Here is a 15,445-nt window from a genome sequence, read left to right as displayed (position 1 = left end):
CTAATTCTTTCGTTTCATTTCGTTTTGCCTATTAACGCCTTTCTTTTGTCGGAATGCAAGCCGAAAAAAGCCGCCCGGAAGGGCGAAAACGTCGGCTGAATGCTTTCATTATGTTTCTTTTGTGAAACAGATCGGAAAACTATTATCTTTCGTTTTATTTTTATAAGACCATGATGCAGTATCAATTGAAACAAAACGAAAGATTGCAAGTCGCAGTTACCCGATCTGGAGAGGAAAGTGAAACATCTGACTGATATGGTGGAGCAGCATAAACGAGGTAAGGCAATCGGAATTTACGCCGTTTGTTCCGCGCATCCGCTGGTACTGGAATCCGCAATACGTTACGCGCAGGCAAACCACTCGCCGCTGCTGATTGAAGCAACCTCGAATCAGGTTGACCAGTTTGGCGGTTATACAGGCATGACCCCAACCGATTTTCGCCATTTTGTCTGCCAACTGGCTGACTCGCTTGGCTTCCCTCAGGAACAGTTAATTCTGGGGGGGGATCACCTCGGTCCCAACCGTTGGCAAAATCTGGCCGCAGAACCGGCAATGGCCCATGCCGATGAACTGATCAGAAGCTATGTCGCCGCTGGATTCAAAAAAATCCACCTCGACTGCAGCATGTCCTGCCAGGGCGATCCCGTACCATTGACCGATGCCATCGTCGCGGAACGCGCCGCGCGCCTGGCGAAAATAGCCGAAGAGACCTGCATCGCCCACTTTGGTGAGTCGGATCTCGTCTATGTGATTGGCACTGAAGTGCCGGTACCGGGCGGTGCCCATGAGACGTTAACCGAACTGGCGGTAACCACGCCCGAGGCCGCGCGCGCAACGCTGGAAGCCCATCGTCACGCCTTTGAAAAACAGGGACTCGACGATGTCTGGCCGCGCATCATCGCGCTGGTGGTGCAACCCGGCGTTGAGTTCGACCATACCCACATCATTGATTATCAACCGCAGAAAGCCGTCGCGTTAAGCAAGATGGTAGAGGCGTATGACACGCTGGTCTTTGAAGCGCACTCCACGGACTATCAAACGCCGCAGTCACTGCGCCAGTTAGTGAAAGATCACTTTGCCATCCTGAAAGTCGGCCCGGCCCTGACCTTCGCCCTGCGCGAAGCGCTGTTCTCGCTGGCCGCCATTGAAGAAGAGTTGCTCCCGGCAAAAGCCTGTTCCGACCTGCGTCATGTCCTTGAGAGCGTCATGCTCGATCGTCCGGAATACTGGCAGAGTCACTACCACGGCGATGGCAACACCCGTCGTCTGGCGCGCGGCTACAGCTATTCCGATCGTGTTCGTTACTACTGGCCAGACAGCCAGATTGATGACGCGTTTGAACGACTGGTGCGCAATCTGGCGGATGAGCCGATTCCACTGCCGCTCATTAGCCAGTATATGCCGTTACAGTACGTAAAAGTGCGCGAGGGAGATCTCAATGCCACACCGCGAGAACTCATCATCAACCACATTCAGGACATACTGCAGCAGTACCATGCCGCCTGCCAGGGCGTAACGTCCCAGAACAAATAACAAAAAGAGGAATACGCTATGCCAAATATTGTACTCAGCCGTATCGACGAAAGGCTCATTCATGGCCAGGTCGGGGTGCAATGGGTCGGATTTGCGGGGGCAAATCTGGTGCTGGTTGCCAACGATGAGGTGGCGGAAGACACCGTGCAGCAAAACCTGATGGAGATGGTACTGGCGGAAGGGATCGCCGTGCGTTTCTGGTCACTGCAAAAAGTGATCGACAACATTCACCGCGCCGCTGACCGACAGAAGATTTTGCTGGTCTGCAAATCACCCACCGACTTCCTCAGGCTGGTCGAAGGTGGGGTTCCTGTTACACGAGTCAACGTAGGAAATATGCACTACGCCAATGGCAAACAGCAGATTGCCAAAACGGTCTCTGTCGACACGACCGATATTACGGCGTTTAACGGCCTGAAAGCCGCCGGGGTGGAATGCTTCGTTCAGGGCGTTCCGACAGAACCCGCGCAGGATCTCTTTAAACTCATCTGAGGCCTTCACCATGGAAATTAGTCTGTTACAGGCTTTTGCATTAGGTATCCTCGCCTTTATTGCGGGCCTGGATATGTTCAACGGATTAACACACATGCACCGCCCGGTGGTGCTCGGGCCGCTGGTCGGCCTGATTCTGGGCGATCTGCATACCGGTATTTTAACCGGCGGTACGCTGGAGCTGGTGTGGATGGGGCTCGCCCCGCTGGCGGGCGCACAACCGCCAAACGTCATTATCGGCACCATCGTGGGTACGACGTTCGCCATTACGACAGGGGTGAAACCGGATGTCGCCGTGGGCGTTGCCGTGCCGTTTGCTGTGGCAGTACAGATGGGGATTACGTTCCTGTTCTCCGTGATGTCTGGGGTGATGTCCCGCTGCGATCGCATGGCGGCGAATGCCGATACTGCCGGCATTGAACGGGTGAACTATCTGGCGTTACTGGCGCTGGGGATTTTCTATTTTCTCTGCGCGTTCCTGCCGATTTACTTCGGTGCAGAGCACGCGAAAACAGCCATTGATGTCCTTCCGGAACGTCTGATTGACGGCCTCGGCGTCGCGGGCGGCATCATGCCAGCCATCGGCTTTGCCGTGCTGCTGAAAATCATGATGAAAAATGTCTATATCCCTTACTTTATCATCGGTTTCGTGGGGGCCGCCTGGCTCAAGCTGCCGGTACTGGCTATCGCCGCCGCGGCGCTGGCCATGGCGCTGATCGACCTGCTGCGTAAATCACCTGAACCGACCCAACCTGCGGCCCAGAAAGAGGAATTCGAAGATGGCATCTAATCAACAAACTCTTCCGACTGTTTCCGACAGCGAAGAAACGCTGCTTTCCGGCGTAAACGAAAACATCTATGAAGATCAGAGCATTGGCGCAGAGCTGACCAAAAAAGATATCAACCGGGTCGCCTGGCGTTCCATGCTGTTGCAGGCGTCGTTTAACTACGAACGTATGCAGGCTTCCGGTTGGCTGTATGGTCTGCTGCCTGCACTGAAAAAGATCCACACCAATAAACGCGACCTGGCGCGCGCCATGAAAGGTCACATGGGTTTCTTCAATACCCATCCCTTCCTGGTGACGTTTGTGATTGGCATCATCCTGGCGATGGAACGCTCAAAGCAGGACGTTAACAGTATTCAGAGCACCAAAATTGCCGTTGGCGCACCGCTCGGCGGGATTGGCGACGCGATGTTCTGGCTGACGCTACTGCCTATTTGCGGCGGCATCGGGGCCAGTCTGGCCTTGCAGGGCTCCATCCTCGGCGCGGTGGTCTTCATTGTGCTGTTTAACGTGGTCCATCTGGCTCTGCGTTTTGGCCTGGCGCACTATGCTTACCGTATGGGGGTCGCCGCCATTCCACTCATCAAGGCCAATACGAAGAAAGTGGGCCACGCGGCGTCTATCGTCGGGATGACGGTGATCGGCGCGCTCGTCGCGACCTATGTGCGCCTGAACACCACGCTCGAAATCAAGGCGGGTGATGCCGTCGTCAAGCTCCAGGCTGACGTTATCGACAAGCTGATGCCTGCCTTTTTACCGCTGGTCTATACCCTGACGATGTTCTGGTTGGTCCGTCGCGGCTGGAGTCCGCTGCGCCTTATCGGTATCACCGTGGTGCTGGGTGTTGTCGGCAAGTTCTGTCACTTCCTGTAAAGCAAAGAGGTCTTCGATGTTAGGTATTATTTTGACGGGGCACGGTGGGTTTGCCAGCGGTATGGAAAAAGCGATGAAACAGATCCTTGGCGAGCAGTCGCAGTTCATCGCTATCGACTTTCCGGAAACCTCCACCACCGCGCTGCTCACCTCGCAGCTTGAGCAGGCGATTGAGCAACTGGACGGTGAGGAAGATATCGTTTTCCTGACCGACCTGCTCGGCGGCACACCGTTTCGCGTCGCCTCAACGCTTGCGATGTTGAAACCCGGCCGGGAAGTGATTACTGGTACTAACCTGCAACTGCTGCTGGAAATGGTACTGGATCGTGAAGGGCTCAGCAGCGAGGCATTTCGTGTGCAGGCGCTGGAATGTGGGCATCGCGGTCTGACAAGCCTGGTAGATGAGCTGGGCCGCTGTCGCGAGGAGCACCCCATCGAGGAAGGAATATGACGCAGGTTTTGCGTGCCAGACGCCTGCTCACCGAACACGGGTGGCTGGACGATCACCAGTTGCGCGTTGAAGAAGGCGTCATCACGGCAATCGAGCCGATTCCGGCGGGCATCACCGTGCGCGATGCCGAGCTACTCTGTCCCGCCTATATCGACATCCACGTCCACGGTGGCGCGGGAATCGATGTGATGGACGACGAACCGGATGCGCTCGATAAGCTGGCGATGCACAAAGCGCGTGAAGGGGTTGCCAGTTGGCTCCCCACCACCGTTACCGCGCCGCTAAAGACGATTCATCGCGCGCTGGAGCGTATTGCCCAGCGCTATCATTGCGGCGGGCCTGGCGCACAGGTGCTGGGAAGTTACCTGGAAGGGCCGTACTTCACGCCGCAGAATAAGGGTGCCCATCCGCCGGAGCTGTTTCGGGAGCTGGACCTTGCGGAGCTGGATGAGCTGATCGCCATTTCGCGACAGACCCTGCGCGTGGTGGCGCTGGCACCGGAAAAACCGGGGGCATTGCAGGCGATTCGCCATCTCAGGCAGCAGGGTGTGCGGGTGATGTTGGGGCATAGCGCGGCAAGCTGGGCGCAAACCCGTGCCGCCTTTGACGCGGGCGCGGACGGACTCGTGCACTGCTACAACGGCATGACCGGGCTTCATCACCGGGAGCCCGGGATGGTCGGCGCAGGACTCACTGACCCGCGCGCGTGGCTGGAACTTATCGCCGATGGGCACCACGTCCATCCGGCGGCTATGACGCTCTGTTGCTGCTGTGCAAAAGAGAGGCTGGTGCTGATAACCGATGCGATGCAGGCCGCCGGTATGCCCGACGGAAACTACACGCTGTGCGGTGAAAAAGTCGAAATGCACGGAGGTATCGTGCGAACCGCATCCGGTGGCCTGGCGGGCAGTACGTTGTCGGTTGATGCGGCAGTGCGCAATATGGTCGAACTGACAGGTATCGCCCCTGAGGATGCTATCCATATGGCCTCTCTCCATCCAGCGCGTCTGTTGGGGATCGACAGCCACTCAGGATCGTTAGCCCCAGGCAAACGCGCCAGCACGATCGCCCTCGATAGCGGACTGCATTTACAACAGATTTGGATTCAGGGTCAGCTCCTCCCCCTTTGACCCTTTTTTCCTCCCTGGCCTTCGATCATGAATCGTAAGGCCTTTCTTTTCCTTTCGATTAAGAAAACCCCCATTCCTGGATGGTGGCAGAGAATCATTACAGATCAATAAGATAAAAAACCTCTCCGTACAATCGATCACACTTTTCGTTTTATTTCATTTTGCATTATTGAACTTTCGATTTCTTTCCTATAAATTTTAATCAATCGATCATGTGAACAAGTGAAACGAAACGAAAGATAGCGACATTTTGCCAGCGTCTGATGTGGAATTCACAAGACTAAGGACTTACGTTATGCCAGAAACCTATACCCCTGCTGCTGCAACAACCGGAACCTGGACTGAAGAAGAGATCCGCCAGCAGCCTGCCAGTTGGATCCGCTCGCTGACGAACATTGACGCGATTCGTACCGCGATCGACAATTTTCTCGCGCCACTGCTGCGTAAAGACGATCTGCGGATCGTCCTCACCGGGGCTGGCACCTCGGCATTCATTGGCGAGATAATCGCCCCCTGGCTTGCCAGCCACACCGGGCAAAACATCAGCGCAGTACCGACCACCGATCTGGTCACCAATCCGATGGATTATCTGAACCCGGCGCATCCGCTGCTGCTGGTCTCGTTTGCCCGTTCCGGCAACAGCCCGGAAAGCGTTGCGGCAGTGGAACTGGCAAACCAGTTCGTCCCTGAGTGCTACCACCTTTCGATCACCTGCAATGAAGCAGGCAGCCTGTACCAGAACGCCGTTGCAAGCGATAACGCCTTTGCCCTGCTGATGCCGACAGAAACTCACGATCGCGGGTTTGCGATGACCAGCAGTATTACTACTATGATGGCCAGTTGCCTGGCGGTGTTCGCACCGAAACTCATCAACAGCCGGACCTTCCGCGATGTTGCGGATCGCTGTCAGACTATCCTGTCGTCACTGGGTGATTTCAGCCACGGCGTGTTTGGCAATGGCGCCTGGAAACGGATCGTCTATCTCGGTAGCGGTGGATTACAGGGTGCTGCGCGTGAGTCAGCCCTGAAAGTACTTGAGCTGACCGCCGGTAAGCTGGCCGCGTTTTACGACTCGCCAACCGGCTTCCGTCACGGTCCGAAATCACTGGTGGATAACGAAACGCTGATCGTGGTGTACATCTCCAGCCACCCTTACACACGGCAGTACGATCTCGATCTGCTGGCGGAGCTGCGTCGCGATGGTCAGGCAATGCGCGTTGTCGCTATCGCGGCCGAAAGCGATTCCATCATCGAATCTGGCCCGCACATTCTGTTACCCTCCGCGCGTCATTTTATCGATAGCGAGCTGGCTTTCTGCTACCTGATGTATGCCCAGGTCTTTGCGCTCACCCAGTCCATTAATGTCGGTAATACGCCGGATAACCCTTCCCGCAGCGGTACGGTCAACCGCGTCGTGCAGGGCGTCGTTATTCACCCGTGGCAGGCTTAAGAGGATCCGATCATGAGTATCATTTCTACGAAGTATCTCCTGCAGGATGCTCAGGCAAAAGGCTACGCCGTACCGGCCTTCAACATTCATAACGCCGAGACTATCCAGGCGATCCTCGAAGTGTGTAGCGAAATGCAATCACCGGTGATCCTCGCCGGTACGCCAGGCACCTTTAAACATATCGCGCTGGAAGAGCTTTACGCGCTGTGCACCGCCTACTCCACCACCTACGGTATGCCGCTGGCGCTGCATCTCGATCATCATGAATCACTGGACGACATTCGCCATAAGGTGAACGCCGGAGTACGCAGCGCCATGATCGACGGTAGCCATTTCCCGTTTGAGGAAAACGTAAAGCTGGTGAAATCGGTTGTCGATTTCTGCCACGCCCGCGATTGCAGCGTAGAAGCGGAACTGGGACGCCTGGGTGGCGTCGAAGACGACATGAGCGTTGATGCAGAAAGCGCCTTTCTGACCGATCCACAAGAGGCCAAACGCTTTGTTGAGCTGACCGGCGTCGACAGCCTTGCTGTCGCCATCGGCACCGCACACGGCCTCTACACCAAAAAACCGAAAATCGATTTCCAGCGCCTGGCTGAAATCCGTGAAGTGGTGGATATTCCGCTGGTGCTGCACGGTGCGAGCGATGTGCCTGACGAGTATGTACGCCGCACGATAGAGCTGGGCGTCTGTAAGGTTAACGTCGCTACCGAACTGAAAATTGCCTTCGCCGATGCCGTGAAAGCGTGGTTTGCTGACAACCCACAGGGCAACGATCCGCGCTATTACATGCGTGTCGGTATGGATGCGATGAAAGAGGTCGTGAGAAGTAAAATCACGGTTTGCGGTTCGGCTAACAAATTAGTGGCTGATTCCGATTTAACTTAAAAAATACTGTTTCAACATCATATACAGAAGCGTTATCTGATTAATATCAGGTAGCGCTTTCTGACCAGATAGCGGGGGAGAATAAAGAGATTACATCACGCTGAATAAATTCATGAATGCGTTACGGTAACAATAATATATTTCAACAAGTTCTGTCATTCTATTATTTTATGGTGAGGATTTAAGAATGGGTAGTCCAAATATCCTGTTAACGCGTATTGATAACCGACTGGTGCATGGTCAGGTGGGCGTCACCTGGACATCGACAATCGGTGCCAATCTGCTGGTTGTCGTGGATGATGATGTCGCTCAGGATGAGATTCAGCAGAAATTAATGGGCATCACCGCAGAAACCTACGGTTTCGGCATCCGTTTCTTTTCTATAGAAAAAACCATCAATGTCATCGGTAAGGCCGCGCCGCACCAGAAGATATTCCTGATTTGCCGCACCCCGCAAACGGTCCGAAAACTGCTCGAGGGCGGTATCACGCTCAACGACGTGAACGTCGGCAATATGCACTTCTCGGAAGGTAAAAAGCAGATTAGCAGCAAGGTTTATGTCAATGAGCAGGATCTTCAGGACCTGCAGTTCATTAAGAAACACGGCGTAAACATTTTTATTCAGGATGTCCCTGGCGATCAAAAAGAAGCGATCCCGGAGTAAATAACAAGCCAATGTTTTCATATTAAAGGGACTTATTTACATGAGGTGTCAAAATGCATGAAATAACACTTTTACAAGGGATATCCCTTGCTGCATTAGTCTTCTTTCTGGGAATCGATTTTTGGCTGGAAGCCCTGTTCTTATTCAGACCGATAATTGTCTGTACGCTCACTGGCGCCATCCTTGGCGATATTCATATTGGTTTGATCACCGGCGGTCTGACCGAACTGGCCTTTGCCGGTCTGACGCCCGCCGGCGGCGTACAACCGCCAAACCCCATCATGGCGGGGCTGATGACCACGGTGATCGCCTGGTCTACCGGCGTGGATGCCAAAACCGCCATCGGCCTCGGCTTGCCGTTCAGCCTGCTGATGCAATACGTGATTCTGTTCTTCTATTCCGCCTTCTCCCTGTTCATGTCCAGGGCCGACAACTGCGCTAAAGAAGCCAATACCCGCGCATTTGCCCGTCTGAACTGGCTGACAACGCTGATTGTCGCCTGCTCATACGCCATTATCGCGTTTCTGTGTACCTATCTGGCGCAGGGTGCCATGCAGGCGCTGGTGAAAGCCATGCCAGCCTGGCTGACTCATGGTTTCGAAGTCGCGGGGGGGATTCTGCCTGCCGTCGGTTTTGGTCTGCTGCTGCGCGTGATGTTCAAAGCGCAGTACATTCCTTACCTGATCGCCGGCTTCCTCTTTGTGTGCTACATCCAGGTCAACAACCTACTCCCGGTCGCCGTCCTCGGCGCGGGCTTCGCCGTGTACGAATTTTTCAATGCCAAAGCTAAACAGCAGGCGCAACCCCAGCCTGTCGCCCGTAAAAATGATGATGAAGAGGATTACAGCAATGGGATCTGAAATCAGTAAAAAAGACATTACCCGTCTTGGCTTCCGCTCTTCCCTTCTTCAGGCGAGCTTTAACTATGAAAGGATGCAAGCGGGCGGCTTTACCTGGGCGATGCTGCCGATTCTGAAAAAAATCTATAAAGATGATAAGCCGGGTCTGAGTGCGGCCATGAAAGATCATCTGGAATTTATCAATACCCACCCGAACCTCGTCGGTTTCCTGATGGGCTTACTGATCTCAATGGAAGAGAAAGGAGAAAACCGCGACACCATCAAGGGTCTGAAAGTGGCGCTGTTTGGCCCCATCGCCGGGATTGGCGATGCCATTTTCTGGTTCACCTTGCTGCCGATTATGGCGGGGATCTGCTCCTCATTCGCCAGTCAGGGCAATTTGCTGGGGCCGATTCTGTTCTTCGCCGTCTATCTGATGATCTTTTTCCTGCGCGTCGGCTGGACTCACGTCGGCTATTCGGTCGGGGTAAAAGCCATTGATAAGGTGAGGGAAAACTCGCAGATGATCGCCCGTTCGGCGACGATCCTCGGGATCACGGTGATTGGCGGTCTGATCGCCTCCTACGTTCATATCGATGTCGTAACCTCTTTTGCCATCGACAGCACGCACAACGTGGCACTGCAAAAGGACTTCTTTGATAAGGTCTTCCCGAACATTTTACCGATGGGCTACACGCTGCTGATGTACTACCTGCTGCGGGTGAAAAAAGCGCATCCGGTATTGTTAATCGGCGTCACCTTTGTGCTTTCTATCGTCTCTTCCGCACTTGGCATTTTGTAAACCGCACGGGCGCGACGGTACGTGCGCCCCTCGTCAAAAGGATGACTGACAGATGCAATACATACAGTACTGCGACCATTATGACGCACTCAGCGATCGCGCCAGCGAACGGTTAATTCAGGTAATACAGAACAAACCTGACGCGACGATCTGCCTGGCGACCGGCGCGACGCCTGAACTGACCTATCGTTTCCTGGTCGAGAAAATACAGCAGCGTCATGTTGATATCCGCAACGTGACCTTTGTGAAGCTCGATGAGTGGGTGGGAATGCCCTTACACACGCCGGGCACCTGTGAATCCTTCCTGCAACAGCACATCGTGCAACCGCTTGGCCTGCGTCCGGAACAGCTGATCGGTTTTCAGTCAGAAAATATCGACGAGACGGAGTGCGAGCGCGTGACGGATTTGATTGCCAGCCGGGGCGGTCTCGATTTATGCGTATTGGGCATCGGCAAGAATGGTCATCTGGGGCTGAACGAACCGGGAAGCGCGCTGGAGCCGTTTTGCCATATCAGCAGGCTTGATGAACAAACGCGTCACCACGACATGCTTAAATCGGCCGGTCGTCCCGTGACGCACGGTATCACTCTGGGCCTGAAGGAGATCCTCAATGCAAAGGAAATATTGCTGCTGATTGCCGGAGAAGGAAAACAGGCCGCTGTTGAAAAATACCTGACCACTGCCGTGACGACTGCAGTTCCGGCCTCGTTTTTGTGGCTGCATGACAATACGACATGTTTACTGGATGGCTCGCATTATTCAGATCGATAACCCCCCCCTCTCATTCTGACACGCTGTAGTTTTTCTTTTGTTGCAGCGTGTTTCCCGGATTATCCCTGCTGATCCAGCGCATATTTGTACAGTGCGTTCTTTTTCACGCCGTGGATTTCTGCCGCCAGCGCTGCGGCTTTCTTCAGCGGCAACTCGGCCTGTAACAACGTGAGGGTGCGCAGGGCATCGGCAGGCAGTTCGTCTTCCTGCGCCTTGTGTCCTTCCACAATCAGCACCATCTCGCCTTTACGCCGGTTCTCGTCCTCTTTAACCCACGCCAGCAGTTCACCCACCGGTGCGCCGTGAATTGTCTCCCAGGTTTTGGTCAGCTCGCGCGCCAGCACCACGTAACGGGATTCGCCCCACACCGCGACCATATCTTCCAGGCTGTCCAGCAGGCGATGCGTGGATTCATAGAAAATCAGCGTGCGCGGTTCGGTTTCGATAGCTTTCAGCGCGTCACGACGTCCTTTTGATTTCGCGGGTAAAAAGCCTTCATAGCAGAAGCGGTCGGACGGCAATCCCGCCGCGCTTAATGCGGCAATCGCCGCACAGGGCCCCGGCAACGGCACGACACGGATGCCCTGCTCACGACAACTGCGTACCAGGTGGTAACCCGGATCGTTAATCAGCGGCGTCCCGGCATCGGAAACCAGCGCGATGTTCAGCCCTTCTTTCAACTTCGCCACCAGCGTGTCTGCTTTTTGCTGCTCGTTATGATCGTGCAGGGCGAACAGTCGGGCATTAATCGCGAAATGCTGCAATAATAATCCGGTATGGCGAGTATCTTCAGCGGCAATTAAATCAACAGCTTGTAACACTTCGAGCGCACGCTGGGTAATATCAGACAAATTCCCGATAGGAGTAGGTACAATAAAGAGTTGGCCGCGAGAATTATCCGCCGATTCGTGTTGTGTCATTGTGTCGTCCGTATTGCCGATTTAATATTGAGCATTGCGTATAAAAAATATCACTGGATACAGTATGGTACCCTTAACATTCTCTCGTTTAAAAGCCGCGCGCTGTCTGCCCATCGTTCTGGCAGCCCTGATTTTCGCCGGCTGTGGCACCCAGGCGCCCGATCAGAGCACTGCCCATATGCAGGGCACAGCGCAAGCTGATTCCGGCTTTTATCTGCAACAGATGCAGCAAAGCGCAAATGATAGCAAGACCAACTGGCAATTACTCGCCATTCGTGCACTGCTGAAAGAAGGCAAAAGCCAGCAGGCTATCGAACTGTTTAACCAACTGCCGCAGGATCTGAATGATACCCAGCGCCGGGAACAGTCGCTGTTAGCCGTTGAAATCAAACTGGCGCAGAAAGATTTTGCCGGAGCGCAGGCGCTACTGGAAAAGCTTACCCCGTCTGATTTTGAGCAAAATCAGCAGGCGCGCTACTGGCAGGCGCAGATTGACGCCAGCCAGGGCCGCCCATCACTCTCGCTGCTGCGCGCCCTGATTGCGCAGGAACCCCTGCTTGGCGAGAAGGATAAGCAGAAAAATATGGACGCCACCTGGCAAGCATTGTCTGCAATGACGCAGGAGCAGGCCCAGGCGTTAGTTATCAATGCCGATGAAAACGTGTTGCAGGGCTGGCTGGACCTACAACGTGTCTGGTTTGATAACCGCAGCGATCCGGACATGATGAAAGCGGGCATTGCCGACTGGCAAAAACGCTATCCGCAAAATCCGGGAGCAAAACTGCTGCCAACCCAACTGGTCAATGTGCAGAGCTTTAAACCCGCCTCGACCAGTAAAATCGCCCTGCTACTGCCGCTGAACGGTCAGGCAGCCGTATTTGGTCGCACCATTCAACAGGGCTTTGAAGCCGCCAAAAATCTTGGTACGCAGCCTGTCGACGCGCAGCCCGCCGCACAACCGGCTCCGGTCGCAGCCCCAACGCCGGCGGACCCGCAGCCGCAGGCGACCGATGGCGTCGCCAGTCCTGCCCAGGCTTCAGTGAGCGATTTGACCCATGACGAGCAGGCCGAACAGCCCGTGCCGGTCAGCGCACCGCAGACAACGTCTGCACAGCCAACCACCGCAAGCGCGGCGGCAAATCCTTCCGCAGAACTGAAAATTTATGACACCAGCGCCCAACCGCTCGATCAGATCCTGACGCAGGTTCAGCAGGACGGCGCGAGTATCGTGGTCGGCCCGCTGCTGAAAAACAACGTCGACGAACTGCTAAAAAGCAACACTCCGTTGAACGTGCTGGCACTTAACCAGCCGGAATCGGTGCAGAGCCGCGCAAACATCTGTTACTTCGCCCTCTCACCGGAAGATGAAGCGCGTGATGCGGCGCGCCATATCCGTGAACAGGGCAAACAGTCGCCGCTGCTGCTGATCCCGCGTAGCGCGCTTGGCGATCGTGTTGCTAACGCCTTTGCCCAGGAGTGGCAAAAACTGGGTGGCGCTACGGTGCTGCAACAGAAATTTGGCTCAACGGCGGAACTGCGTATGGGCGTCAACGGCGGTTCAGGGATAGCGTTAACCGGTAGCCCGGTCGCTGCCAGCGCACCGTCTCAACCTGGCGTCACTATTGGCAATTTAACCATTCCGGCTGCGCCAACGGATGCCCAGATTAGCGGTAACGGTGGTCGCGTGGACGCCGTGTATATTCTGGCAACACCTAATGAGATAGCCTTCATCAAGCCGATGATCGCCATGCGCAACGGTAGCCAGAGTGGTGCCACGCTGTACGCCAGTTCGCGTAGCGCGCAGGGGAATGCCGGTCCTGACTTCCGTCTGGAAATGGATGGCCTGCAGTACAGCGAGATCCCGATGCTGGCGGGCGCGAACCCGTCGCTAATGCAGCAGGCGCTCGGCGCAGTGCATAATGACTACTCGCTGGCGCGCATGTACGCAATGGGCGTGGATGCCTGGTCGCTGGCGAACCATTTCTCCCAGATGCGTCAGGTGCAGGGCTTCGAAATTAATGGCAATACCGGCGCGCTGACCGCCAGTCAGGACTGTGTGATTAACAGGAAGTTATCATGGCTCCAGTACCAACAAGGGCAGATTGTCCCCGCCAGTTAACGAGCAAACAGGCCGGTGACGCGTGGGAAACCGCCGCGCGTCGCTGGCTGGAGCGCAAGGGACTGCATTTTATCGCCGCCAACGTGCATGAACGCGGCGGCGAGATCGATCTGATCATGCGTGATGGCAAGACGACCGTCTTTATTGAGGTCCGCTACCGGCGCTCTACCACGTTCGGTGGTGCCGCTGCCAGTGTGACGCGCAGCAAGCAACGTAAATTATTACAGGCTGCCCGCTTGTGGCTCGCGCGCCACAATGGGAGTTTTGATACTGTGGATTGCCGGTTCGATGTGTTAGCCTTCACCGGAAATGATGTTGAGTGGTTCAGGAATGCCTTTACTGACTGCTCATAATTGAAGATTCAGAACAGACCCATTGGGCAAATAAAATAGCCTAATGGGTCAGCTCTTAAGGATTAGCGTGTTAGACAGAATTAAAGTCTGCTTTACCGAAAGCATTCAAACTCAAATTGCAGCGGCAGAAGCCCTCCCGGATGCTATCTCTCGCGCCGCCGTGACGCTGGTTCATTCACTGCTCAATGGCAACAAAATTCTCTGTTGTGGTAATGGGACATCCGCTGCCAACGCACAGCATTTTGCGGCCAGCATGATCAACCGCTTTGAGACAGAACGCCCCAGTTTACCTGCGATTGCACTAAATACGGATAATGTGGTCTTAACAGCGATTGCTAACGACCGTCTGCATGACGAAGTGTATGCAAAACAGGTTCGGGCGTTGGGTCATGCTGGCGACGTCTTACTGGCCATCTCGACGCGCGGCAACAGCCGCGATATCGTTAAGGCTGTGGAAGCTGCCGTCACGCGAGACATGACGATTGTGGCACTGACCGGGTATGACGGGGGTGAACTGGCTGGACTCTTAGGGCCACAGGATGTTGAGATCCGCATCCCTTCACACCACAGCGCACGCATTCAGGAAATGCATATGCTGACGGTAAACTGCCTGTGCGATCTGATCGATAACACGCTTTTCCCCCACCAGGATGATTAAGGAGTACACATGAAGGCTTTATCGCCAATCGCAGTCCTTATTTCTGCTCTGCTATTGCAAGGTTGTGTAGCCGCCGCAGTGGTCGGTACCGCCGCCGTTGGCACCAAAGCAGCAACAGATCCACGTAGCGTAGGCACTCAGGTGGACGATGGAACCCTGGAAGTGCGCGTCAACAGTGCGCTGTCGAAAGATGCACAGATCAAGAAAGAAACGCGCATTAACGTGACGGCTTATCAGGGTAAAGTGTTACTGGTCGGTCAGTCGCCGAATAGTGAACTCTCCGCACGGGCTAAACAGATTGCGATGGGCGTCGACGGCACCACCGAGGTCTATAACGAGATCCGTCAGGGCCAGCCGATTGGCATGGGCACCGCGTCAAGTGACACCTGGATCACCACCAAAGTACGCTCTCAGTTGCTGACCAGCGATCAGGTTAAATCATCCAACGTGAAAGTGACGACCGAAAACGGCGAAGTGTTCCTGTTAGGCCTGGTGACCGACCGTGAAGCGAAAGCGGCTGCGGATATCGCCAGCCGGGTCAGCGGCGTGAAGCGCGTCACCACGGCGTTTACCTTCATCAAGTAATCCCCCAGGCCTGATTAGGCGCTTTAGCGTCGACATCAGGCCATATGTGCCGGATGGCGGCGTGACCGCCTTATCCGGCCTACAGAGTGTATTATCGTAGGCCGGGCAAGCGAAGCGCCCCCGGCATTCCT

General features: G+C 55.0%; 17 protein-coding genes. 16 read left to right on the top strand and 1 reads right to left on the bottom strand.

Annotated elements, in window-relative coordinates; genetic code table 11:
* The first annotated feature begins 237 nt into the window (after positions 1 to 237).
* The 12 genes from kbaZ to ACERJC_RS24875 all read left to right on the top strand — a co-directional run bounded on the left by kbaZ (position 238) and on the right by ACERJC_RS24875 (position 10,679).
* A complete protein-coding gene (gene kbaZ / locus ACERJC_RS24930; RefSeq protein WP_152406118.1) occupies positions 238 to 1,533 on the top strand; it encodes a tagatose-bisphosphate aldolase subunit KbaZ in 1,296 nt (431 codons plus the stop codon).
* Positions 1,534 to 1,551: 18 nt separating this feature from the next.
* Positions 1,552 to 2,025 carry a PTS N-acetylgalactosamine transporter subunit IIB gene (agaV, locus tag ACERJC_RS24925; protein WP_152406119.1) on the top strand — a complete coding sequence of 158 codons (474 nt, stop codon included), beginning with the start codon at positions 1,552 to 1,554 and terminating at the stop codon, positions 2,023 to 2,025.
* 10 nt (positions 2,026 to 2,035) lie between these two features.
* Positions 2,036 to 2,815, top strand: coding sequence for a PTS N-acetylgalactosamine transporter subunit IIC (gene agaW, locus ACERJC_RS24920; RefSeq protein WP_061076209.1), 780 nt, complete (start codon positions 2,036 to 2,038; stop codon positions 2,813 to 2,815).
* Positions 2,805 to 3,683 (top strand): PTS N-acetylgalactosamine transporter subunit IID, encoded by an 879-nt coding sequence (agaE, locus tag ACERJC_RS24915; RefSeq protein ID WP_046487621.1) that lies wholly within the window; start codon positions 2,805 to 2,807, stop codon positions 3,681 to 3,683. Before agaW ends, agaE begins: the two co-directional genes overlap by 11 nt.
* Before the next feature lie 16 nt (positions 3,684 to 3,699).
* Positions 3,700 to 4,134, top strand: a complete 435-nt coding sequence (agaF, locus tag ACERJC_RS24910; RefSeq protein ID WP_042325173.1) for a PTS galactosamine/N-acetylgalactosamine transporter subunit IIA — start codon at positions 3,700 to 3,702, stop codon at positions 4,132 to 4,134.
* Positions 4,131 to 5,264: an N-acetylglucosamine-6-phosphate deacetylase gene (nagA, locus tag ACERJC_RS24905; protein ID WP_373672707.1), complete on the top strand. Its 1,134-nt coding sequence runs from the start codon at positions 4,131 to 4,133 to the stop codon at positions 5,262 to 5,264. Before agaF ends, nagA begins: the two co-directional genes overlap by 4 nt.
* Before the next feature lie 295 nt (positions 5,265 to 5,559).
* Positions 5,560 to 6,714, top strand: coding sequence for an AgaS family sugar isomerase (locus ACERJC_RS24900; protein WP_373672708.1), 1,155 nt, complete (start codon positions 5,560 to 5,562; stop codon positions 6,712 to 6,714).
* Positions 6,715 to 6,726: 12 nt separating this feature from the next.
* On the top strand, positions 6,727 to 7,602 hold the full coding sequence (kbaY, locus tag ACERJC_RS24895; protein WP_286631664.1) for a tagatose-bisphosphate aldolase subunit KbaY: 876 nt from the start codon (positions 6,727 to 6,729) through the stop codon (positions 7,600 to 7,602).
* Between the two features lie 187 nt (positions 7,603 to 7,789).
* Positions 7,790 to 8,266 carry a PTS galactosamine transporter subunit IIB gene (gene agaB / locus ACERJC_RS24890; protein WP_046487632.1) on the top strand — a complete coding sequence of 159 codons (477 nt, stop codon included), beginning with the start codon at positions 7,790 to 7,792 and terminating at the stop codon, positions 8,264 to 8,266.
* A gap of 53 nt (positions 8,267 to 8,319) precedes the next feature.
* Positions 8,320 to 9,126: a PTS galactosamine transporter subunit IIC gene (gene agaC / locus ACERJC_RS24885; protein ID WP_046487635.1), complete on the top strand. Its 807-nt coding sequence runs from the start codon at positions 8,320 to 8,322 to the stop codon at positions 9,124 to 9,126.
* Positions 9,116 to 9,907 (top strand): PTS galactosamine transporter subunit IID, encoded by a 792-nt coding sequence (gene agaD / locus ACERJC_RS24880; RefSeq protein WP_042325161.1) that lies wholly within the window; start codon positions 9,116 to 9,118, stop codon positions 9,905 to 9,907. Before agaC ends, agaD begins: the two co-directional genes overlap by 11 nt.
* Positions 9,908 to 9,959: 52 nt before the next feature.
* Positions 9,960 to 10,679 carry a galactosamine-6-phosphate isomerase gene (locus ACERJC_RS24875; protein WP_373672709.1) on the top strand — a complete coding sequence of 240 codons (720 nt, stop codon included), beginning with the start codon at positions 9,960 to 9,962 and terminating at the stop codon, positions 10,677 to 10,679.
* A 59-nt stretch (positions 10,680 to 10,738) separates the two neighbouring features.
* Here the strand turns inward: ACERJC_RS24875 and rsmI are convergent, their stop codons facing one another.
* Complete coding sequence (gene rsmI, locus ACERJC_RS24870) at positions 10,739 to 11,599, bottom strand: 16S rRNA (cytidine(1402)-2'-O)-methyltransferase (protein ID WP_373672710.1); 861 nt, start codon at positions 11,597 to 11,599, stop codon at positions 10,739 to 10,741.
* Positions 11,600 to 11,663: 64 nt separating this feature from the next.
* On the opposite strand from rsmI, the gene ACERJC_RS24865 reads away from it, so the two are divergent.
* The 4 genes from ACERJC_RS24865 to dolP all read left to right on the top strand — a co-directional run bounded on the left by ACERJC_RS24865 (position 11,664) and on the right by dolP (position 15,314).
* Positions 11,664 to 13,718, top strand: a complete 2,055-nt coding sequence (locus ACERJC_RS24865; RefSeq protein WP_373672711.1) for a penicillin-binding protein activator — start codon at positions 11,664 to 11,666, stop codon at positions 13,716 to 13,718.
* On the top strand, positions 13,676 to 14,071 hold the full coding sequence (locus ACERJC_RS24860) for a YraN family protein (RefSeq protein ID WP_178823272.1): 396 nt from the start codon (positions 13,676 to 13,678) through the stop codon (positions 14,069 to 14,071). The genes ACERJC_RS24865 and ACERJC_RS24860 overlap by 43 nt, the downstream gene beginning before the upstream one ends.
* A gap of 67 nt (positions 14,072 to 14,138) precedes the next feature.
* Positions 14,139 to 14,729 (top strand): DnaA initiator-associating protein DiaA, encoded by a 591-nt coding sequence (gene diaA, locus ACERJC_RS24855; protein WP_042325150.1) that lies wholly within the window; start codon positions 14,139 to 14,141, stop codon positions 14,727 to 14,729.
* Between the two features lie 9 nt (positions 14,730 to 14,738).
* Positions 14,739 to 15,314: a division/outer membrane stress-associated lipid-binding lipoprotein gene (gene dolP, locus ACERJC_RS24850; RefSeq protein WP_152406126.1), complete on the top strand. Its 576-nt coding sequence runs from the start codon at positions 14,739 to 14,741 to the stop codon at positions 15,312 to 15,314.
* The last annotated feature ends 131 nt before the right edge of the window (positions 15,315 to 15,445 follow it).

Source organism: Citrobacter telavivensis, assembly GCF_041807075.1.
In the GTDB taxonomy this organism is placed as follows: Bacteria; Pseudomonadota; Gammaproteobacteria; order Enterobacterales; family Enterobacteriaceae; genus Citrobacter_A; species Citrobacter_A telavivensis.
The sequence above is the reverse complement of the archived record's forward strand: the minus strand, read 5'-3'. Positions and strand labels throughout refer to the sequence as shown.